At 60.5% G+C, this 22755-nt stretch carries 13 protein-coding genes; 5 read left to right on the top strand and 8 right to left on the bottom strand.

Annotated features, from left to right (window positions below):
• Position 1 precedes the first annotated feature (1 nt).
• A complete protein-coding gene (locus FJ954_RS09660; RefSeq protein ID WP_181174561.1) occupies positions 2–496 on the top strand; it encodes a DUF1036 domain-containing protein in 495 nt (164 codons plus the stop codon).
• On the top strand, positions 493–2934 hold the full coding sequence (locus FJ954_RS09655) for a M23 family metallopeptidase (protein ID WP_140661217.1): 2442 nt from the start codon (positions 493–495) through the stop codon (positions 2932–2934). The genes FJ954_RS09660 and FJ954_RS09655 overlap by 4 nt, the downstream gene beginning before the upstream one ends.
• A 31-nt stretch (positions 2935–2965) precedes the next feature.
• Here the strand turns inward: FJ954_RS09655 and FJ954_RS09650 are convergent, their stop codons facing one another.
• Entirely contained in the window at positions 2966–3469 is a 504-nt protein-coding gene (locus tag FJ954_RS09650) for an OmpA family protein (RefSeq protein ID WP_140661375.1), read from the bottom strand.
• Between the two features lie 212 nt (positions 3470–3681).
• On the opposite strand from FJ954_RS09650, the gene FJ954_RS09645 reads away from it, so the two are divergent.
• A complete protein-coding gene (locus FJ954_RS09645; protein WP_224720249.1) occupies positions 3682–4218 on the top strand; it encodes a hypothetical protein in 537 nt (178 codons plus the stop codon).
• Between the two features lie 61 nt (positions 4219–4279).
• Here the strand turns inward: FJ954_RS09645 and FJ954_RS09640 are convergent, their stop codons facing one another.
• From FJ954_RS09640 to FJ954_RS09605, 7 genes are all read right to left on the bottom strand, one after another.
• Positions 4280–5458 carry a caspase domain-containing protein gene (locus tag FJ954_RS09640; protein WP_140661215.1) on the bottom strand — a complete coding sequence of 393 codons (1179 nt, stop codon included), beginning with the start codon at positions 5456–5458 and terminating at the stop codon, positions 4280–4282.
• 67 nt (positions 5459–5525) lie between these two features.
• The gene (locus FJ954_RS09635) at positions 5526–6623 is read right to left on the bottom strand and encodes an OmpA family protein (protein WP_140661214.1); all 1098 of its coding nucleotides are present in this window, start codon (positions 6621–6623) and stop codon (positions 5526–5528) included.
• A 443-nt stretch (positions 6624–7066) separates the two neighbouring features.
• Positions 7067–9538: a caspase family protein gene (locus tag FJ954_RS09625; RefSeq protein WP_246681039.1), complete on the bottom strand. Its 2472-nt coding sequence runs from the start codon at positions 9536–9538 to the stop codon at positions 7067–7069.
• A 461-nt stretch (positions 9539–9999) separates the two neighbouring features.
• Positions 10000–10920, bottom strand: coding sequence for a hypothetical protein (locus FJ954_RS09620; RefSeq protein WP_246681038.1), 921 nt, complete (start codon positions 10918–10920; stop codon positions 10000–10002).
• A 49-nt stretch (positions 10921–10969) separates the two neighbouring features.
• The gene (locus FJ954_RS09615) at positions 10970–14047 is read right to left on the bottom strand and encodes a 50S ribosomal protein L11 methyltransferase (protein ID WP_140661211.1); all 3078 of its coding nucleotides are present in this window, start codon (positions 14045–14047) and stop codon (positions 10970–10972) included.
• 34 nt (positions 14048–14081) lie between these two features.
• Positions 14082–15164 (bottom strand): glycosyltransferase, encoded by a 1083-nt coding sequence (locus tag FJ954_RS09610; RefSeq protein ID WP_181177787.1) that lies wholly within the window; start codon positions 15162–15164, stop codon positions 14082–14084.
• Positions 15161–18943, bottom strand: coding sequence for a glycosyltransferase (locus FJ954_RS09605; RefSeq protein ID WP_140661209.1), 3783 nt, complete (start codon positions 18941–18943; stop codon positions 15161–15163). The genes FJ954_RS09610 and FJ954_RS09605 overlap by 4 nt, the downstream gene beginning before the upstream one ends.
• 853 nt (positions 18944–19796) lie before the next feature.
• Here FJ954_RS09605 and FJ954_RS09600 point away from each other — a divergent pair.
• Both FJ954_RS09600 and FJ954_RS09595 read left to right on the top strand, forming a co-directional pair.
• A complete protein-coding gene (locus FJ954_RS09600) occupies positions 19797–20111 on the top strand; it encodes a hypothetical protein (RefSeq protein ID WP_140661208.1) in 315 nt (104 codons plus the stop codon).
• 83 nt (positions 20112–20194) lie between these two features.
• Positions 20195–22755, top strand: a 2561-nt coding sequence (locus FJ954_RS09595; protein ID WP_140661207.1) for a DUF4347 domain-containing protein, incomplete at its 3' end; no start/stop codon positions are given.

The raw sequence follows: 22755 nt of genomic DNA, 5'->3' as shown, positions 1-22755 counted from the left end.
GATGGACCTTCGCGCCTTGCATTTATTTTGCCCGCCTTCCGCACGCAAAAAGCGTAGCTGGTCTGGACGCTTGCTGGCCAACCGCGCCGCGTTTTCCGCGCTGTTGGGCGCAGCACTGCTCCTTGCCGTCTCGACCGACCGCGCGCATGCGGAATTCACCGTCTGCAACCAGACCCTCGACGTCGTCAATCTCGCCGTCGGACAAAAGATCGACGATGCCGACCAGACCGACGGCTGGTGGACCATTGGCGCCAACCAATGCGTGAACGTCATCCGCGAGGAACTGACCAACCGGTACGTATACCTCTACGCGACCGACGTGTTCGGCCATGCGATCCTCAGCGGATCGACCGAAATGTGTGTTGATCGACACCGCTTCTCTATCCGTGGCATCGACGAGTGCTGGCAGCGCGGTCATATCGCGGCCCCTTTCGTCGAAGTCGATACGCTCGAGCAGGTGCGCTGGACCTATTTCCTGACCGGAAACGGCCCGTGACGCACGGTATCGACACGAGCTTCAAACAAAAGAAGCTGGCGCGCCAGAGCGAGCGCAGGCGCAAACTTTGGCACCGCTTTCTTGCAGGCCTTGCCGCGCTCACCGTCATCGCGATCGCCACCGGGTTTTATCTCACCCGGGATGACTGGTCGTTCGGCGACGAGAATGAAGAGCTGCATCCCGTCGAAGGTATGGATGACATACCCCCCGACGCCTCTGTCTATGTGCCGGCCATCATCGATCTTGCCGGCGACCCGATGTGGATCACGCTGGCACCCGATGACGAGACCGCCACGAAGGGCCGCACGATTGCGCGCCCGGCCGAACTCGACAGTTCCGGGGCTTCGCCGCAGATCGAGATCCTGTCCGACGTGATGTTGAGCGCCAGCGAGAAGTTCATGACGACGATCCCCTCCACGCAGGAGGATTTTGCCTTCTTCCAGGCGCAGCGGCAGGCTGCTCCGAAGCCCTCCGCCGCGGCACCCGAGGGCCACCAGCCGACCGCGCCCGAACCTGCCGTCGCGTCCCAGGATCAAAGCGATGATCTGGCGAACGACCTGCAGGCGGCGCCTGAAGGGGGGGAGATGTCCCCGGGTTCGGCGCTCAAAGCTGACGCGGACGACCCCGAGGCCGGCTGGGGCGAGACCATTGACCAGGGCGAGAAAGCGCTGCCCGCCTTTGAGAAGACCGCCATTGAGAACAACACCACGGTCGCGACCGTCATCAGCGATTATCAGCGCTACGAGGCCACAGAGGACACTTTCGTGAAAGTCCTCAACGAGCGCAGTCTGGACAGCGTCGCGCTCGACGCGCATTTCTCCGCGGACGATTCCAGGCTTGCGGGCGAGGCGCTGAAAGCGGTGTTCAACCGCGATCGGCTGGAGCCTGGTTTTGTGGTCGCCCTGCGCGGTTTCCGGCCGAACCGTGAGACGACGACCATGTTGCTGATGCAGGTCTCCGTCTACGCAAGGAACCTTTACGTCGGCACACTGACCCGCAACGCCGGGGGCGCCTTTGTTGCAGGTGTCGACCCCTGGGTGCGCGAGGACCTCTTCAACTATTCCGGTGGTTCGGATCAGGGTGGGCCGAAGCGGCAGTACCGTCTGCTCGACGCAATCTACTCGACGGCGGCGCGCAACAAGGTGCCGACCAGCGTGATCGGCGAAGCCATCATGTATCTGTCGAGAGGACAGGATCTGGACGCCTTCGCCGGCGAGGACCAACGCCTGGTGCTGATCTACTCGCAGACCCCGCGCGGCCAAGGCGAGATTTCCGGACGGGTGCTTTACGTCGGCGTCCTGGGTAAGGACAAAAACCTCGACTGCTTCGTCTACCAGCAAGCCGACGGGCAGTATGCCTGCGTCACCGGCGATGATCAGGTTCGTTCGCAGACGGTCACCAACGGCATGATCACGCCAGTGAGCGGGGTGATGACGTCGACCTTCGGCCCGCGTAGGCATCCAATCCTCGGAACGGTTCGAATCCACAAAGGCGTCGACTGGGCAGCCCCGGTGGGCACGCCCATCATGGCCGCCTATGACGGCGAGATCAGCTTCCAAGGCGACGGCGGCAGCTATGGCAATCTGGTCAAGATCACCCATTCAAACGGGCGCGAGACGCGCTACGCCCATATGCAGAAATTCGCCATTGCCAGCGGCGTCGGCACCAAAGTGAAGGCAGGCGACGTCATCGGCTATATTGGCACGACCGGGCTCTCGACCGGACCGCATCTGCATTTCGAACTTTATCAAAACGGCGAGGCGATCGATCCGCTCGGGACGGTCACCACGGTTGCCAGCGCTGAGTCCCCCAGCTCTGGCCGATCCGCAGGCTCTGGCGATGCCGCGGTCGAAACGCTAACCGACCGGATCGTACATGTTGAAAGCGGCGGCAGCGCCCGCGCCAAGAATCCCAACTCGTCGGCAACCGGGGCTGGCCAGTTCATCACCAAGACCTGGATCCGGATGATGAACACCTATCGTCCCGATCTAGCCCGTTCGCTCTCGACCGCCGACCTGCTCGCGCTTCGCTATGACGTGACGTTGTCGCGTGAAATGGTGCGCAATCTGGCGCGCGAAGGCGAAGCCTATCTGCGCGCCCGCGGCCACCAGATAACCGCGGGTCGCCTTTACCTGTGCCACTTCCTTGGCATGGAAGGAGCGCACCAGGTGCTGGCCGCGTCCGGCACGTCGCAATTGAGCGCCGTTTTGGGTTCAGCGGTGATCGAGGCCAATCCCTTCCTCATCGGCAAGACCGCTGGCTATGTCATCGACTGGGCCGAGCGAAAGATGGGTCAAAAAGTGCCGCGCGTGGTGACGGATGCGGGCCAGCCGGCGACGACCACCGAAGTTCGGCAGACGTCACCGGAGTTCGAAAAATACAAGCAGGCGATAACAGCGCTGCTCAATTCTGTCCAAGGTGTGCTTGAGCCAGGCTAATGCATATCGTTGTCAAGGATCGTCGGCGAGCCTACTCGGTCCTGACACGCATCTCCACCCGGCGGTTGACCGGATCGTAAGGGTTGGCGACCCGCGGATGCGATTTGCCAACGCCGATTGCTTCCAGTCTGGCAGGTTCTACCCCGTTGGCTGTCAAGAATGCCGCCACCGATTGAGCCCTTCTCTGCGAAAGGTCCTGGTTGTACCGATCCGAGCCGGTCGCATCGGTATGCCCCTCGACGACAAAGCTGAACGTGCTCAGCCGATTGTCCTTGAGGGCCTTTGCGAACTCATCGAGTTCAGTGCGCGCGATCTGGTCGAGTTGAGCCGAATCAAGGGCGAAATTGATCATCATGTCGAGACCAGCTTTTTGTGGGGCTGAGACGGTCTTCTCCGCCTTGCTCTTGCACTCTTCCTCCGTACCGACGCAGATGCCGCGCGAGGCACCGAGTTTGCCGGGCTGATTGGCGAAGAACTTCACGATGTCTTCCGACTTTTGAAGCGGATCGGCACAGACGTGCGTTGCAAGAAGCATGGCCGCCAATGCCAAGGCTGAACTGACCCATCGCATGACCGTCACTCCAGTGTGAGTGGATTTGCTGGCGCCTACCATAGCAAATCAGGAAGCGATTGTCTGTGAACAAACGCATGCTGCTTGTGGCGACCACCTGTTGAGGTCTGACGCTTGACCGGCGCTCGCTCACAGGGTTGAGTGCTTGTCTGCTGGCTCGTGGGGATGTGGCAGCCATGGCTAATGAACTCGGGTACAGAACGGCACGGGATCTGTTCATTGCTTGTCCCGCCATCGCCAGGGATATGAAATCGCTGGCCACGGGTCAGCCGCCCCTAGATTTTTGCCGTAGCCTGCTTGCCGGGCGCGTACCGGAAGAAGCAGTCACGTTCTGTGCCTACCTGCTACCCGAGCGAGCCGCCGTCTGGTGGGGACATGAATGCTTGAGCAATGTCGCCGAGCTGCTCGCTGGCCAGGACCTCGAATTGCTGGCGCTTGTCCATGCCCGCGTCGGCGAGCCTGACAATCTTCAACATCAAGCAGCCTTGAGCAATTCCTTGCAGCTGCCGCCGGCAACGCCGGCCGCCTGGATCGCACTGGCAGCGGTATGGCGTCACCCGACCCTCAAAATGGAGTCCAGCGGGTTCCCCGCCGCCCATGCCGTCAATGCCGCAATCCTGGCGGGACTGGCCCGCGCGGCGCTGGCGGACCGATTTACCTTGCTTTCCGCCTTTGTCGAAATGGGCATCGAGATGGCTCAGCTTGAGGCGTAACGGGTTCGCCGTTCGCCTCCCCTGCTTGCCCTCCCTGGTTGCTGGCACCAGCCCAGCACTTCTACTGGCAGCCGCCTTGCGCCCATCTGGCCAGCGCGACCTTGAATCGGGTACCCAGCGGGTGCTGCAGGCGAAGGACCGAGACGTCGTTGGCAGCGAAATTCTTCGCCTGCTCGCAAAGCCGGGCTTCGTTCCACTCATGGCAGCTGTCGCAGTGCTTGCCTTCCCACACCGACTTGTCGAGACCTTCGACCGGACTGAAAAGCGGTTCGCCCTTGATCAATTGGGCGATGCTCTTGCCGTCGATCACCGGATCCCCGAACGTGACCGGGCGATCGAAAAAGATTGGCCCGTCAATAGCAAGCTTCGGGATCTTCGCTCGAAGAACATCGAGCGCAAGCTGGTCGTCAGTCTGGGCTGACGAGCCGCCGGTGTTGCGCGTCCCGGAGCTGGCTTCATCAGGCGGGGTGTTCGCTTCACCCACGATCAGCGGCGCGTTGAGATCGACCTTGTGCAGGACAACCTCGGTGGTCAGGGAGACCTTGGTCCAGGGGCGCTGCTTACCGCCTGTCGCCCTGAAGACGTCGCTGGTTACCCTGTTCATCGCTTCGGTAATGGAGACATTCGATTCCCCAATGTGCTGAAGCAACGCCGTCGTGAAGGGCGAGTGGTCGCCGGACCCATCATAGGCGAGCTGGTCGGGACTGGCAGCGAACGCAATGAGCGTTCCCGCACCGCCATTGTCAATCCCAATTTCCGCAAGCCCGCTGCTTGCACCTTTGGTGCCCGCGATCTTGGCCAACACATCAACCAAAGGATTGTCCCGGCCTGCGTCCAGAAACACCAGCCTGATGCTGGTCTCGCGAGACATCTGGCGCAAAATGAAATCGACCGACACGGCCTCAAAGTCGAGCGAGGTTTTGTCCTCGAGTGCGGCATCCACCGGAAGCAGGTAGTTCTTGCCGGAGACCTGCAAGCTATGCCCGGCATAGAAGAAAAGCGCGATATCGGCGCCGCGCACCTGCATGGCGAACTGGGCGACGGTCGCTTGCGTCTGCTGCTTGGTAAGGTCGAAACCCGAGACCACCTCGAAACCAAGGTTCTGCAGGCGCTCGACCATGGCCTGCGCGTCGCGCGCGGGATCGGCGAGCGGCGCGGCGTGCTGATATTGCGAGTTGCCCAGCACCAGCGCGACACGGCGCTCGGCAGTGGCGGCGGTCAAGGTCAAAAGCAAGACCATCGCGACAAGGCCAGTGCCGCGAAACAAGCTTGCGCAAAACGCCAATGGACGGGAGCCCACCCTGCCCTCAGTTCGCGAGCTTCGTGGCGGAGAATTCGATGCGCCGATTGAGCGCCTTGTTCTTTGCCGTATCGTTGGCGGCAACCGGCCGCTCCTCGCCGTAGCCGGTGGCGCTGATCTGGCGGCGCTGCACGCCATCGGCGACCAACGCGTCAGCAACCGCCCGGGCGCGCCTTTCCGAGAGCGCCTTGTTCGCCTCTGGCGAACCGTCCGAGTCCGTATAGCCGGCGACCTCAACATTCAGGGTCGGGCATTTGCCAACCACCCCCTCCACCTCGGCGAGCAACGGGCGGCTCTTGGCATCGAGCCTGGCGCTGGCTGCACGGAAGTAGATGGCGCCGGTGCGCGACAAAACAGCAAACCGGTTGAGGCACTCCTCGTCGCTGAAATTGGCTTTCGCAGCATCGGTGGCCACGGGACCGACTTCGGCGGCGCCGGCCGCGGCTGTCTGCACAGCACCCGGCTTGCTGCCCTCGGCAACAAAGACGAAGTCGAAGGACACCGAGGCAGTGGGCACTATATTCGTCACATTGGCGGCCTGCTGCAGCTTGTCGACGTTCGGCAGAAGGCCGAAGTCCTCCACGTGCACCGCAACGGGAGCTTCGGAAGCAACCGAGACCTGAGTGTCACTGATCATGGTGACGACGACGCTCGCCTCCAGATCCTTGTCGACGCCATGCAGGCTGAGCCGGAACGGCAGGCTTGCCTTGATGCGGCGTTTCGTCGGCAAGTCGGCAAAGGCCGCCGGGTCCACCTTTGCCGTCAGCTCGGCCGTCGGGTACTTGAATGTTTCGAAGAACAGGAAGCGCATACGCACATTGCGAAGGTCGACGCCGGTGTCGACGGAATTGAGATCGAAGCTGACCTTGGCATCACCGGCGGAAGTCAGCGTGCCGGTGATATTCCTGATCTTGTTGGTTTCGACGATCGTGTTCTTCTTGACCGACTGATAGGTAAGCACCGAAGCGTCCGGATCGAGCGTCCAGTTCGGCGCCGCACTCGCCGTCTGCGGTGCGAGGAATAGCAGTCCCAATATCGCTATGACGACAAGGCCAGGACGCTGCGCTTTTGCTCGCGCTCGCCAGAATGCAACGACTTCGAACATGGAACGCCCCCGCCAGGCAACCCGATCCCACTAACGGCACGGACCAACCATAGAGCACTTGTTCCTGCTTGGCGAGCGGTTCCAGCGCTTGCGAAACCTACGATTGCCCTGCACTTGTGGTGCGGTGTGGTGGCGCTATCCCCCCCAGCCGCCACCGCCACCGCCACTACTGCCACCGCCGCTACCGCCGGCGCCACCGCCGCCCAAGGGCGCAATGACAGGGGCGGTTTCCCTCTTGACCGGTGTGAGCAGTTTCTTGGCGGTCACATTTTTGTGCTTCACCACCTTTGGCGCGGTCGTCGTGCGAACCGACTTCGCACGATGTGTCGTCGTCGTAGGCTCGACCGGGGGTGCAATGGTGGTGCACCCTACTACCGTAAGGGACAGAACCGTTGCGACGATTACCTGCTTCAATGACCAGCCCACCTGTTGCCTCCATGTTGTCAGAACAAGTCCCGGCGCGGGTTGGCTTGATCCCAGACCGCCCTGGCCGTCTTGATCAGTTGATCGTCCAACGAACCGTTGGCCGAAAGCCTCGACTTCAGGTCCCCACGCATCTGCTTTAAGGCTGCCGACTTCGCCTTGGCGCCAAACTTCGCCAGCGTATTCCTGGCATCGGGAATCTCATTGCGAAGATCGAGCGCGGCCGCGAAGGCAAGATAGCGCACCACCACGGCCTGGTCCGCTTTTTCGCCCCTTTGCATCTCCAGAGCTGCGCGATCATACGCAGCCGACTGATCGCCGCGCGCCGTCGCCAGCTCGAACAATCTTTGCGCTTCTGCAAGATCCTGCTGCACGCCGACACCGTCCCTGTACATGCGCGCCAGGCTGCCGGGAGCGTAGGGCTGGCCGAGATCCATCGATTTCTGAAAAAGCGAGAGCGCTGTCTTTGGGTCTTTCTCGACCCCCGTGCCAGCGAGATAATTGCGGCCGAGCAGGTTCATCGAGTACATGTCCTGCCGCTCGACGCCAGCCTTGAGGAAAGCCACGGCGCGAGCTGCATCGGCAGGCACACCATTACGGCCTTCGGTGAAGATGGCGGCGAGGTCGTTCATGGCATAAGTGTGCCCCATCGCCGCCGCCTTGAGCAGCAGATCCAGCCCTTTGGCGGTGTCACGTTCGATGCCATATCCGTTGAACAAGGCGCGACCCCACGAGGTCATCCCATAGGGATCGCCCTTGTCGGACGCTGCAGCATAGAAGTCATTGGCCTGCTTGCGATTGACGGGCATTCCCGTTCCCGTCGCGTTGAGATAGCCCAGCTCGAACACTGCGCGCACATGCCCCTTGTCGGCAGCATCCTGGATCGCCTTCTTGGCCTCATCGACCTTACCAACCGCAAGCAATGCCCGGCCGAGCTGGTAGTGGAAGCGAGCCACATCGGGATAGGCTTTCACCGCCGCCCGGCAGACGTCCACGGCGTTACTGCTGATCTCATTCGGCAACAAACCGGGGACGACGCCCTGCAGGTCAAGTGGCTCACCGGCCTCCCTGTCGCAGGGGTCGACGCTTGGCGAGAGCTTCATCGTCGCCGGCTTCGACGCCGTGTTGTCGGCCCTGATTTCAAAGCCGACGATCAGTGGCTGGACGGCGCCGATCTGGGGTTCATAGCGCAAGTGGTCGACTTCATCGGCCATCAGGCTCGAATCTGGCGACAGGGTCCGATCCGGCAGCGACAGTGTTCCCGTTGCCGGATAGCCCGCCAGTTTCAGGCTGACCGCCGGATCCGCGGTTGGGAAATCCAGCTGCAACGGAACCGGGCCGACGCCAACTGGAACATGGACCTCATGATTCTCGATCGCTTCGGCGGCGCCGGCAATGTGAATGCCGCGTTCCACCGCTTGCTGCTTCTGCTCGGACTCAAGCGATGCGATAAGTTGCTTGCCCTCGGCACCCTCGCCATTCTTGACCCGGAACACCAGGATGCCCTGGGATTCGCCACCCCAATTGTCGCGCGTTGAATAGGCCAGCATGTCGACTTCTTCCTGGGCACCGGCACCTTTGGGCACGTCCATTCGCAATCGCGGGAGATCCTTGCCGGCAATCGGCTCCCCCGCTGCAACCGGCTTGCCGTCCAAAATCAGACGCCCCAAAGCTGGCTGCCTGTCGATGCTGACGGTGACCGCACCGCCATCGACATCGACCGGCTCCGGCAAGTCGAGCGCGACAGGGCCGACGCCGGACGGCACGACCTTTTCCAAGACCGGCGGCAGTGCAGGCCGGTTGGCGCGACGCATGAGGACGACCTCGTCGATCAGCGATGAGTTTTCCCAAGGCACCTGCTTACCGGCCGTAGCCTGGACCACATCCCTGCGAACGGCCGCCATGACCGAGCGTATCTCCTGGTTCGGCGCCAGCGCGCGACGGGAGAAGGCGGAGGAGAAGGGACTGAGGTCGCCATTTCCGTCATAAGCGACGGCGCCGGGCTCCGTGGCGAAGGCTATAAGCGTGTTCAGCGAACTTTTCACCTGCGCAAGGCCGGTGTTGCCAGCAACGATCAGCTGGTCTCGCAACCAATAGTCCTTGCGCGGAAACGGATTGTTGCGGCAGGCGTCGAGGATGATCACCTGGATTTTCGATTTCGTCCGCAACTGCTGCAGCACATCGTCGAGCTTGACGGCCTGGACCTCAATGTCGGCGGCGTTCTTGAGCGATGCATCGACCGGGATCAGGAAATTTTCTCCGCCGATCTGAAAGCCGTGGCCAGAATAATACACGATCGCCAGATCGGCACCGTCCGCCGCCGCGAGGTAGTTGCGGAACTGCTTTTCGAATTGGATCTTGGTGAGATCCTTGGCGACGAACACATCGAACCCGGCCAGCCGAAAGGTGTTCGACACGTCCTCGGCATCCTTGTCCGGATTCTTGAGGGCCGGAATCTCGCGGTATTCGGAATTGCCGATGACAAGGGCCACCCTACGATCGGCACAAGCTTGGAATGCCGTGAAGCTCGCGAGCATCAGGGCCGCAATGAACGCAAAACATCGCAGCATGGCGCATCCTTAACTGCTCATGACCTGGAGGGCACAAGACACAGCTTGCGACAACCTGGTCTGTTAAAGACTTCACAATCTGCCGAAACGGCAAGGTCACACCCGCGATGGATGGCAGGTGCTGTTCCCACTCTGCTAAACTAACCCAGTGGCGTGGGTACCGCAATAACTTCGGGCGAGCGCGACCGAGTCTGCGGCGGTATCGGGGCCCTGCAGGGACGACAACGGACGGGGCGAAGACATTATCTCGCCTCGTCCGTTGCTTCGCGGCCAGTACCCTCCCTGCTTTGGGTCACTTAGTCCCGGGCTGTCGCGCGGTGTTCGGGTGTCCGATCTGCTGCACGAGCTTGCTCAGGCAGCTCCGCCGTGCATGGAGCCGCCAGTTACGCGATGCGCAACCGCTCGCGCACACCCACTGGCAGTCGGGGCGAGACCCGCAGTTCGGCACAGCTCGCCTCCCATAGCTTCAGATACTCATCGATCGGGACACCGGTGCGGCCGGGCCACCGATTGAGTGCACCCAGCGCCTCGACGCAATCGGGCGCGCGTTCATACTCGGCTAGGATGGATACCGACATTGCTTGAGCGAACGGATTGAGGCCGGGTATTTCGATCTCGCTGCGATGGTCGGCGAACCATGCCGCGGTGTCGCGCGCAAGCCCCTGGCTGTTGGAGAGCGCGGTATAGCCTCGGATGATATTCTGGCGATACTCGGCAATGGCATCGCCGAAAGCGTTGTCGCCGGCGAAGGGAGGGTCCTGCTTCCAGTCCTTCGCCAGGCGTCCCAAGCCGCGCAAGGAGAAGGCTTCAACCATCGCTTCCTCTATCCACTGGCAGGGTGGTGCCGGCTTGGCATCGGCTTGCCAACTGTTGGACGCGACATGGCCGAGTTCGTGCCCGAACTGGTAGACAAGCTTCGACCAGTCGCGTTCGCCTATGTCGACGATGATCCAAGCCATGCTGCTGCCGTCCGGATGTAGCCAAATGGACGGCGGGCCTGATGTATGCTCGTCGATGCGCAGCCGCGTCGGCTGGCGATCGGAGACGAGGTGGACACCATCCAAGCAGGCGTGCCTCATGCGCTCGACGACCAAATCTGCCGAGCGAGGAAGCATGTGACCCCAATCGCCGGCGAGTTCAATGGGGGCAGTGAGGAGGGACGGAGACGACTCGAGCGGAGGATTCAGCTTTGCGGCCATGGCCGGGTGCCCCATTTCATTGTTGCGCCGCCGGGTCAGCGCGGCAATCACCAAGTTTGCGGCTGCAACGCCGGCAACCATTGCAGTGAACTCGCGCCGTCTCATCCGAGTTGCTCAATTTCATGCCACCTTCGCCCCACAGAGTCTGCCGCCTTTATCCAACTCCGTCCAAAGGTTGATGGCCCTGGCGCATGCTTTCCCACATGGGTCGACCTGCCTCACAGGCCCGTTCACTTGCCTTTTGGTGATCCTCAATTGCAGACAGCGCGCGACGAACCTCATCAGCCTTGACGACGGCAAGGGTAGGGTCATGATCATCAATGCCAAAACTGACGACCAAATGATCGCCAGTCAGGTGCCAAGCTAGCCCGGCGGCGAACTCACTGGCCATTTGCCGGAAAAAGAAGCGGCGCGTCAAAAGTCCAAGGCGATTGTTCGCATCGAACCAGATAAATCGATGAAAATAATTCCGTCTCGTTCCTACGAGCTCCCATTCGTGGATCAGCATTAGCCATCCACTGTCGAATGGGATGGCCTGGGTTCCGCCGCGAAAATTCTCTACTGAAGCCTGCGCAGGTTCATTAAATACGACCTCGCCAACATCGTTTATGATGCGGGTTGGATCTACTGAATAGACGAAACGCAATTCATCGCCGACCAAGTGAGGCATCCAGTTCTTCTCCCATTGCCCTGGCATCCCCGATGGCAGCACCCTCCAGTCGGCCAAAACATACTGCCCTGTAGGTGTTTGGTCGACGCGAGCAAGCACCATTTCCGCACGCCCCTGTTCGTTCAATTGGCGCACAGATGAAAGGCACCAGAGCCTGTCGTGCCAGATCAACGGGCGTGGGTCCTCGAAGCCAAGCGAGTCAAAATGTCGTGGCGGGGGCATGTCCTCGGGTGGCAATACTTCGGCGCTAGATACGACCTGAAAGCTGTCGTCCAGGTAGACGAGCAAGGTCCTTTGCCGGAACGAGGTATCTCCATGACGGTCAAAGAAGCCGCTGTCCAGCAGGTCGTAGTTCACCGCACGGATGAAAACAACGAAACCCTGTCCGAACCTGGCGATCGAGACGTTTCCGGGTTTATAACCGTCTGGGGCTGGCACAGATAGCGGATGATAAACAATCGAGGGCATCAACGTGCTGGCTGTTTCGACGAACCACCGGTAGTTGTACCTGGCAAGGCCTCTTACGTTGTCAGGCGCGGCGCGGGTTATCGACAACCAGTTGCAGATCTGGCGTCCGCGCTCCTTTTTGGCGGAATCACGCGAATATGAGGCAGCAATCGTAAAGGCCTCCTTCAAGCCGGTTGAATACACCTGAGGCTCGACACCATATTCATCTTGCGATGGTGCGCTCAACCAAAGCCCGGCGTCGGCATAGTCCATCGAGACATCACCGCGCGATCTATCCAAATAATAGCGGGCCAATGCATGAAGTGGCTCCGCACGACTAGGGCGGTCCCGAAAGGACTCGAGTGCCACTCTTACAAATCCCGCCTCGTCACCCACCTCGTTTAGGTACTGGGCCGCCTGCCACCGGCGGTACCATGTCGCTTCAGACAAACTTCCCGTCGTCTCGACGTCTCCCGTGGCCTCACCATTCAGAAACTCGATGTACGACTTCATCTGCTTCCATTTTTCTTCCCCTCGCGCCCACACGAAATGGAGGAAGCCGCATCGACTATTCTGATCCAATCCCCAGACAGCCGCAAACCTACATTTGCCATCAAAGACGTTATATAATCCAAGCCGCGTCTTTACGAGAGCATAGTTTAGAAGTGGTTGGTCACCAAAGTATCTTATTAGGTTCTGATGCTCCGGGTGAATATACATTTTTTGTACGATATCTGAAACTACTGTAAAATCATATTGGTTACAAAATCCAATGATACCCGAATTAGCAAGGGGTAGAGTTTGATTCGAGCATTCGGAGTCTGCTAACAGTAAATCCAAACCAAACCAATTACCAATTCGTCGTGTATCGCGAATCTGTTTGATACTTGTAGAAGACAAGTCAGAATACGTCCCCACCTCGGTAGAGACGCACACCCCGCCCGATACGAATACGTCGTAAATAACGGCTTCTAAATCCGTCTCTATAACGATGTCGTTATCAAAATAAAATATAGGAGAATATTTGTCAAATCCGAATTCGTTTAATTTGTATCTCGATATGTGTGAAAGACCTCGCTCTCGCTTGAACACTATACTGTCTCGTAAATTCCTAGGAATAAAATCAATTATTTGATGAAGCGGCCTGTCCGAGATAACAGCTATTTCGCCGCGGTATTTACCGAAACGATCGAGTGACGTCAAAAAGCATCGAAGGCATTCAAAATACTCGTCAGGCCCATACACAATCGTGCATATAAGCGGTCGATAGAGCGCGCGTAGTTTTCCGCCCTCGTCTATTTCATAGGGCCGGGCTCCTGACACCCTGGCAATTTCGGGCGAGGCCGTCACGCTCTCCCCACCATCTGGTTGCGCGATATAGTGCCCGTTTAAATCAAGGGTTTCAGCCGAAGCGCGTCGCTCGCACACGAGCCAACGCTGGAGCTCGGGCCGATTTTCACAGATGAGAAGCCATTTGTCAGAGTCGGCTGATCTGTCCAGGAAAGTGAATTCGTGAGGATCGCGAGGTCCACTGCGGATGACCGATACCTTGTGGGACGAGGAAAATAGGTCGGTTAATCGTCGAAGAATATTCCGATCAGTAAATTCATGCAATTCGGTGACAACATTTGCCTTACGTAAGGCTGGGATGTTTGTTTCATCAAAGAGTAATTTTTCGCACCCTTCGCAATCGACTACAATCAGAGCATGCGGGTTTTGAAGTACAAGTTCTCCAAGGCGAGCAGGCGTGCAACTCGTCCCGACGTGAAAGCGCTCGCCGATACCGTTAAGCTCGGCGTTCGCGCGAGATGCATCCTGCGCGCGACGGTCGACGTCGAACGCAAACACACGGGCGTCGGGGAGCAACCGTGCCAGGCCAACGGAATAGTATCCTTCGGCGCAACCAACATTGATGACGAGACTCGGAGATTGCTCTGTAAAACGCAGCAGAGAAGAGTGAAGCTCCTGCTCATAAACACCAAGGAGCTGCGGACCGATGTCCTCGCCGCCACCCCAGGTTTGCACATCGTGCAAGCGCAAACCGGCGAAAGGGCCGGTTTGCACGATCATCTTAGTCTCGCGTTTTACCAGCGCGATAATATCCTCTCGACTCATATCAGCTCTCCACAGTAGACTGAGCCTTCGGATGCTACACTTCCGCTCGACTCTGTTCCCGCCGCCGGATGAAGAAATCGAGGTTATCCTTCAGCCGCTGGTTCTGCGTATCCAGTTCAAGCGCAACTCGCCCCCACTCAACCGCCCGGTCCATGACATTGAGGTGCCACGACGCGATGGCGCCAAGATCATACAGCCGGAAGCCCCAGCAGTTCGGGTCATCCAGATAACTCCCGGTAAGGCGAGTCTTCTCGAGCCCGTTGGTGCAAGCGCAAAAGAGGTTCGGCCAGTCCGCCTGGCCGTGCAACTCCTCGGCTAGGTCGAGCCAAATTTCACGCCGGTGAGGCGCTTCCATCCGGGCCTTGTCCAGCCAGGACAATCGCTGGTCCGGGAGCATGCGAGCGATGTAGCGCATGGCCTCCGACCGTTCTTCCGCCCAGTTGCTTGTCGGCAATGCGAGGTAGCATTCGAGCAGCGTAACGGCCCTGACGTGCTGGTCGGCCCACATCAAGTCCCGCCCGAGCCAGAAACAGATCTGCGCGTCGTCGGGATTTTCCTTGTGCGCCACTTCCATCAGCGGCAGGTAGTTGCTCCTCGTTGGCTTGGTGAGGTCCTGCACCTCGAACATGACGATGTCGCTGCTGCTAGCGGTGACTTCCCTCTCTCCCGTGAAGACCAGGGCCTCATGGACAGGTCGATTGAACCGATAGCCCCAGCGATGATGGAAATTCTTTGCTGGCCAGCTTCGCAGCGGCGTTGGGTCATCGACACTCGCTTTGTAAACCGTCTGGCAATACAGGGCAGTCGTCTGGGAAGTCCAGGCAGCCTCGAGCTTCGGCCGCCAGCCGGGCTCGAGAAACCGGTCCATGTCCATCGTGCAGCACACATCGACGTCGGCGGGGAGAAGTGCCATGGCGGCGTTGCGGGCATCGTCGAAACGCCATGGGCGGACCGATATCCGGTGCACAGTTACGCCTGCCGCAGTCAGCCGTTCAACCGTGTCATCAGTGCTGCCGGTGTCGGCGACAATGCGGTAGTCGGCGTCAACAGCAGAGTTGGCCCAGCGCTCAGCGTTTGCGGCTTCGTTCAACGCGATGGTGTAGACGGCGATCTTCACTGTGCTCCGCTCTCGCGCGCTGGTGCAAGACTTCGCCGGACGGATATGCCCGACGCGCCTTTGCGGATAGCCACCAGGCCACCAAGCAGCTTTGCCCGATTCAACTCATAGTGGCTGTCGAAGAACAGGATCTCCGAGAACTGATCGGCAAGCGCGCTCACACCTAGCGGATCGACCGAGCGGGCCGTGCCGTGCTGTTGGATCTCCCGCAACAAGGTTTTGCTCAGCGTGATCTTGCCGAGGTCCTCGCCGGGCGGCTGCCAGTCGAGGTCTTCCAGGAAATACCATCCACCCTCGGCGAGCAGCGGGAAGAACTCGCACAGGGTCAACTGTTCGTCGAACGAGGCGTGGCTGCCGTCGTCGATTATCACATCGAACGACTGCGGCTCGAGCTTTGCAGCGACTCCACGCAAATCGCCTAACTTGGATTGGTCACCGACAAACGACTTGAACCGGTCATTGTTGAGCTGTGAAAAATCGGTCAGGTCGACGCCGACCACCTGGCAAAACGGAAAGTAGCTCTGCCACAGCGCGACCGAAGGCGTTTCGCTCTGGTCATCCGCCAACCTCCGACAAAGCCCGATTTCCATAAGCCGTCGCATCGACAGCCGGCGGCCCGATAGCAGGCGATCGTAGATCCGGGCATAGGCGTGTCGGTTCCCGGTGTGCCGGTTCTTGTCGGTGTTGAAGCGGTCGGCGAGATTTGTGAGTGTGGGAAAGCTGTCGAGCGTGCTGAGAAGGAGCGAGATCAATGAGACCTCTTCGCCGCCCGGCCGCGCCTCGTTGCGGGCCGTCCACAGATGGATGCCGAACACACGCTCATCGTTCAGATAGTCGGCCAATTCTGTCATCGGCTTCTCGAACCGGTCGATCTCATTCCAATCGATTGTGTTGAAGAACATCGGGCTGAACACCCATTCTTGCAGTTCAGCTCCCGCGTCGGAGGCAATGTAATCGGACAGCAGCTTGGGGCCGATGTCTCCGAACTCGTTGCCGCTCGCGTCATGGAAGCGCGAGATCGACATCTCATACAACGCCCGGAGATGACGGCTGTGGGGTTTGGCATAGATGACGTTGCCGCAAACAAAATGACCTTTGTGCGATCCGCGCCATTGCAGATTAAAGAAATGATCGCCCCGAAACGGGAACGGCCGCAGCAGGATGACGTCGGAATCCATCCATAGCCCGCCATGCTCGTACAGCAGGGCGTAGCGGAATATATCGCTGAAATACCGGATCTCGGAACCGGCGACGATCCGCTCGAACAAGGCTCGCGGCATGACATCGTCGGCATTGCGGACTTCAACTCCATGGGGGACGAGGAACGCGAGCTTCTCCGGCGCGTAGCTCCACACGCGCACCGGATGGCCCGCTGCCCGCATCGAGGCCGTGGCGGCAATGAGGGTACGATGCTCGGCCTGGTCGGACATCACCTGGTAAAAGCAGTTGATCTGCGGAAGTGCCGTGTCGTCGCGGCCAAGGAAGCGGGAAATCCGTGCGTCGAACTGCAGCGATCGTTCCCGCCGTTGCAGCGGAGAATCGACCTCGCGCAGAAACGGCGCGAGGTCATGAAAGATTTCGTCTGTCGACTTCATGCAGCCGGCTCGAAGGTCCTTGCCGTCCAACGGCGCCGGGCTTGTGTCAGCCATGGCTGCTTGGTCAGAGCGGTCAGGCTTGATCCCCGCTTCCGCTAAGTTAGCGCCATGCCCAGAGGCTAGCGTCAACCGGGACGCCGTACCGGCCGCGCCCGATGGCAGGCTGTCTACATCCTCCAGTAACGATCTCACCTCCGCCTCGTCGACGGTCGCGATCCAGGACTCGCTGTCGGTCACGCTGTAGGAAATCAGCAGGCGCCGCTCGTCCGGGTGCCATGCCAGCCCGGCAGCGAATTCAACGCCTCTTTTGTTGAAGAAGAATGGTCGGCTCACCTTTCGCACAAAGTTCGCTTCGTCGAACCAGACAAACCGATGCAGGTAGTAGCGCCGCTGCTCCGCAGCCCGCCATTGTACTTCATGTATCACTGCGAGCCACCCGCCGGAGAATGCGACCAGCTGGGTACCACCTCTGAATCGTTGAGCGGCAATCGTAGGATGTGTCTCACTGACAATCGCGCCCCACTCGTCCACGGTCTTGGTAGGATCGCTGAGGTAGATGAACTGCAGCGTCTCAGCGCCTGTCTCCGGCGTGGCGGGCTTGACCTGTGGCATCCAGTTCTTCTCGTGTACCCGCGGTCCAGTTGCATGCAGCACGCGCCAATCAGTCAGTCGGCAAGACCTGCTCTCGTCGATCCGCGCGAGCACCTGCTCGCACCACGCTTCCGTGGTAAACTCACGGACACACGCTGAGCCCCACAGTTTGCCATTCCACGCAAAAACGCGCAGATCCTCGAAGCCAAGTACGCCCTTGTAAACTGGATCCGGCATGTCGAGCGGCGGCAAAATCTCGACTGCAGACTGGATGGCAAGTTCATCACTCAATCGAAGCAGGAAATTCCGGGTACGGATTGCATCACCGTCCTTCGTTTCATACTGAAGCCCATTCTCGGTCATCGCGTAATTCACGGCTCGTTGTGCGAGCACGATTTGCCTCCCTGATCGCGTTACCGATGGATTCATGGGCCGATAGCCATCGGGCGCCATGAAATCAACCGGACGCGCGCTGAAGGACGGCATCATCGTCTTGGCGGGCTGCACATAAAAGTACAGGTTGGACCACGCCAGCTCCCTCGGACCGTCGCCAATCGTCCGGTTCAGCGCCAGCCAGTTGCAAGCCGCGAAGCCGCGGTCCTTGCGCACAGGATCGCGCGAATAGTTTGCGGCGATCGCAAACTCTTCCAGCAGGCCTGTCGTGTAGACGTAGTCCTCAAGAAACAGGATGTCCTGCTCGGGTCGCCCGATCGCCAGCCCCGCTTCGGAAAACAGCACACTGGCATCGTTCATTCCCTTGTCGCGGTAGAACCTGGCCAGGTCATAGAGCGGCTCAGCACGTTGCGGCCGTTGATTGAAGGCGGCAAGCGCCTGCTCAACGAAGCCAGGCTCGTCGCCGAGCTTGCGCAAGCAGCGGGCCCCCTGCAGCCGTGCGTTCCACGATTCCTCGTCCCAGCCGCCCATCGCGGCGCGCTTGGCGTAGGCCACCGCAGCCTCTGCCGTCCGCCCGGCGTCGCGATAGGATTGCGCCAGGTAAAACCAATAGCGCTGATTTTCCGGATCCTTCTCAAGAGCTTCGAGCAAAAGCTTCGCGTCACGCTCGAACTTGTCGACGCGGTTCGATCCGCTGGCGTGGTCCTTGTACCAGGCGCCACGCAGTTCTTGAACGCCTTCGGGCACGTCAAGATATTCATGGGTCACGCCGTGGTAGCGCGCGCCGGCGTCGCGCCTGACCAGGCGGGTGTTCCAATAGGTCAGGCCGGAATCCGATCGCTGCAGCAGCCGGTAGCCCGGACTGACGAGTTGTTCTCGAAAGCCTGCATTCTCGACCACCAGTTCCATGTCGGCGTCGTCAAATAGCAGATAGTCGTAAGCGAGTGCCGAGGCGTAGGCGTGATCAAGTGCGGAGTTACGCGCCTGCTCGAAATTCAGGAAGGGAAACTCATGCAGTTCGCCCGGCAGGTTGCGGGCAGCGAAGAACGATTTAATGAAATCCTGGGTCCCGTCGGTCGAGCCGGTATCGCCGATGACCCAGCAGTCGATGTGGTCGGCCACCGCTCCAAGGCAGCGCTGGAGGTTCGCCATCTCGTTCTTGACGATCATGTTGAGGCAGAGGCGCTTGCGGCTTGTCATCTGAATTGTCGGCTCCGTGCGGCGGTCCGTCACGCCGCCCCTCGATTAGTTCACCGCCATTTGCCAGGTGTCGTCAAGATCGAGAAACGTCGAACCGAGGTTCTAAGTGGCGTCCCGCCAGAGGAGTGCCACGCTTGACGTTGACCATATTTGCGAGATGGCAAGGGCTGGAGAGGAGACGTTAAGGGCAGGGTTCTGAAGAACAATTTTCAGCAACTGCGTTAAAGAATGGCCCGCGCCCGCTCCCTGATCAATTATCCGTTCGGATATAGTTTACAAATCCCTAATTTTCTGTTTACTAATGTACCGCTTTGAGGGCACTCGCGGAGTTCGCGGGTGGGCTGGCGTTCTTGAGAGGGTTTTAGGAGTTCTGGAGTAGCTAGGCCACTTCGCGGCTGAAGTAGGTGCGTTCGCAAAGCGTGCGCTGCCGCGTATACGTTTGTCCTTCTGCTGGAGGCGGACGGGTTCCCGTTCCGGAGATCCCTCTCAAGTTTCGCCGAGACATCGGCGTGAACATGACGGGAGTGAAGTCGTGAGTCGGGTAAAATCGCGTGCGCATCGCAGGAAATGTGATGCCTTAGCTTCGCCACCCCTCGACCATTCGCATTCGCGGCTGGACATCGGAACCGATTTAGAGATCGGTTGTCGGGCTGCCGCTTGCCAGACGAACAATCGAAAAACCAGCGCGGGGCGCCGCTGGAACACGTGGCGCACAAAGGCGCCCGGCGTCTGCCCACCCACCCACTACATTCCCACCCACCCGCAAGACCGCGCGCGTCACGCTCGGTAGGGCGCTTGTAAAAGGCCGAACACGAAAAGGGGCGGCGCAGTCGCCGCTACCGAGGAGGATAGTATGAGTTACGCAGCAGGGCTTGCGGTTATGGAAGTCACCGTTAGGGGCGTTTTGCCGATCGGAGACGCGACGGAAAATGTGCCTTATTTTATCCTGGACACCGCCAGGAGCGCTATCGTCGGCCAGGTCGTCCTCCCCAAAGCCGTCAAGCGGAGCCTTGCCGTAGCGCTGACCGTAAAGGTGCCAAGCACTGCCGGCTCATTTGCGATTGGGACGTTTGATGATGGTGGGAGTTTCAAGGTCGCCAGCTTCCTGCGGGTAGAAAGTCCCTCAGTCGATGGCGCAGGGGCCGCCGTCGGGCTGTCTGGAAGATGACCGCCTAGCCTTCATGTCGTTATCCTCCGGTCAAGCCGGAGGGCGCTTTCCGTTGATTGAATTCAAGCCAACAGGAGCCAGTCATGGCCCGTGCCTCTGAAATTCTCTTTGTCGATCCTTCGATCTCTGACCTCGAGACTGTTATCAATAATCTTAGGCCTGAAGTCCGGGCTGTCGTGCTCGATGGCCGCCGGCCGGCGGAGCGGCAGATCGCTGCCGCCCTTGCATCGCACGAAGGGCTCGACGCGATCCACATCATGGCCCATGGCGCTCCGGGCTACGTCAACTTCGCCGCGGGAGCATGGTCGCTGGGGACGCTGGAGGCAGCGGCTGACGATTTTGCTGCAATCGGCAGCGCGCTTGCCGCAAACGGCGAGCTCCGGCTGTGGAGCTGCGAGACGGCATCAGGGCGCGCGGGCGAAGCCTTCGTAGCGGCGCTGGAAGAGGCCGTCGGCGCGGACGTCCGCGCATCGAGATCGCTGGTTGGCTCGGCCGACCTCGGCGGCGCCTGGGAACTTTCAGCAAGCGAGAGCCCTTCCACCCCCATGGCGCCCCTGACGGGGAACGGAGTGGCATACTACCGCGGTGTGCTAGCATCCGGCGATCTGACGCTTACCGGCACTGTGGACACAGGGTCGAGCAATAATATTAACACGTACTATTTGATCGACACCAACGGTACGGCGCTAACTACCGATGACACGGTCGTAGGAAGTTTTCAGCTTCCATCGGCAGCCAACGCTGCGGCTCCTAAATTTTCTATAACTGTGACAGTTCCAGATCCTACGCATACTTATCTCATTTACGATTCTGGCTTCCACTTATACGGCACGCTTTCGCCAGTTGTTCCAGCAACTGTTCCTCCGAGCTACAATTTCGCCACCACCGCCATCAACAGTCCCAGCGGTTCGGGCAATGACGGCGACCACTTTACCGGGGGCTTGGTAACTGTCACGACAACGGGCGCCCAAGGTCCTACGGGCCCCACGGGCCCGACCGGTGCCACTGGTGCGACCGGCGCGGGTGCGACCGGAGCGACGGGCTCCACAGGGGCGACCGGTGCCACTGGTGCGACCGGCGCGACCGGCTCCTCGGGCGCAAGTGGCTCGACCGGCGCCACGGGTGCGACAGGGGCGACGGGCGCGACTGGCGCAAGCGGCTCGACTGGAGCTACGGGCTCGACCGGTGCGAGTGGTTCAACGGGTGCGAGCGGTTCGACGGGACCAACCGGTGCCACGGGTGATACCGGCGCAGCAGGTTCCACTGGCGCGACGGGTTCTACAGGTGCGACAGGCGACACTGGCGCTACAGGTGCGACCGGAGCAACAGGCTCGACCGGTGCCACAGGCGCGACTGGCTCAACTGGTGATACCGGAGCGACCGGGTCGACTGGTGCTACTGGCTCGACCGGTGCCACTGGTTCGACCGGCTCGACTGGCTCGATAGGCGCAACGGGTTCGACTGGAGCAACTGGCGATACGGGTGCCACCGGCTCAACCGGAGCGACTGGCTCGACCGGAGCAACGGGGGCCACCGGAGCAACGGGTTCGACGGGTGCCACAGGCTCGACCGGTGCGACTGGTGCCACCGGCTCGACGGGTGCAACCGGAGCGACTGGCTCGACCGGAGCGACCGGGTCGACTGGTGCTACTGGCTCGACCGGTGCCACCGGAGCCACAGGTGCGACTGGCGATACTGGTGCTACGGGTTCGACTGGCGCCACCGGCTCGACCGGAGCAACCGGCTCGACTGGTGCAACTGGAGCCACAGGCGCTACGGGTGACACGGGTGCCACAGGTTCGACTGGAGCAACTGGCTCGACCGGAGCCACGGGCTCGACTGGGGCCACCGGAGCAACCGGCTCGACTGGGGCCACTGGCTCGACGGGCGCGACTGGCTCGACAGGTGCCACAGGTGCGACGGGTTCGACTGGAGCCACTGGTTCTACCGGAGCAACCGGCGATAAGGGTGCGACCGGTTCGACCGGGGCAACCGGAGCAACGGGTTCGACGGGTGCCACGGGTGAGACCGGAGCGACTGGCTCGACCGGTGCGACTGGGTCGACTGGAGCAACTGGTGCCACGGGGTCTACCGGTGCAACCGGCTCCACAGGAGCAACTGGCTCGACCGGCTCGACTGGCGCCACCGGCTCGACGGGTGCCACAGGCTCGACCGGAGCGACTGGCTCGACCGGAGCAACAGGCTCGACCGGGGCGACAGGTGCCACCGGCTCGACTGGTGCCACAGGCTCGACCGGGGCAACCGGTGCGACCGGCTCGACAGGAGCAACCGGCTCGACCGGAGCGACTGGTGCAACCGGAGCGACTGGCTCGACCGGCGCCACTGGCTCGACTGGCGCAACTGGCTCGACTGGAGCTACTGGCTCGACCGGTGCCACTGGTTCGACCGGAGCAACCGGCTCGACAGGAGCAACGGGTTCGACCGGCGCAACAGGCTCGACAGGTGCAACCGGCTCGACTGGTGCCACGGGCTCTACCGGTGCCACTGGTGCAACCGGATCGACTGGAGCGACTGGCTCGACCGGTGCCACGGGTAACACCGGAGCTACCGGAGCGACTGGCTCGACCGGAGCAACAGGCTCGACCGGGGCGACAGGTGCCACCGGCTCGACTGGTGCCACAGG

Source organism: Mesorhizobium sp. B2-3-15 (genome assembly GCF_006442875.1).
In the GTDB taxonomy this organism is placed as follows: domain Bacteria; phylum Pseudomonadota; class Alphaproteobacteria; order Rhizobiales; family Rhizobiaceae; genus Mesorhizobium; species Mesorhizobium australicum.
This window is presented reverse-complemented; position numbering and strand designations above follow the sequence as displayed.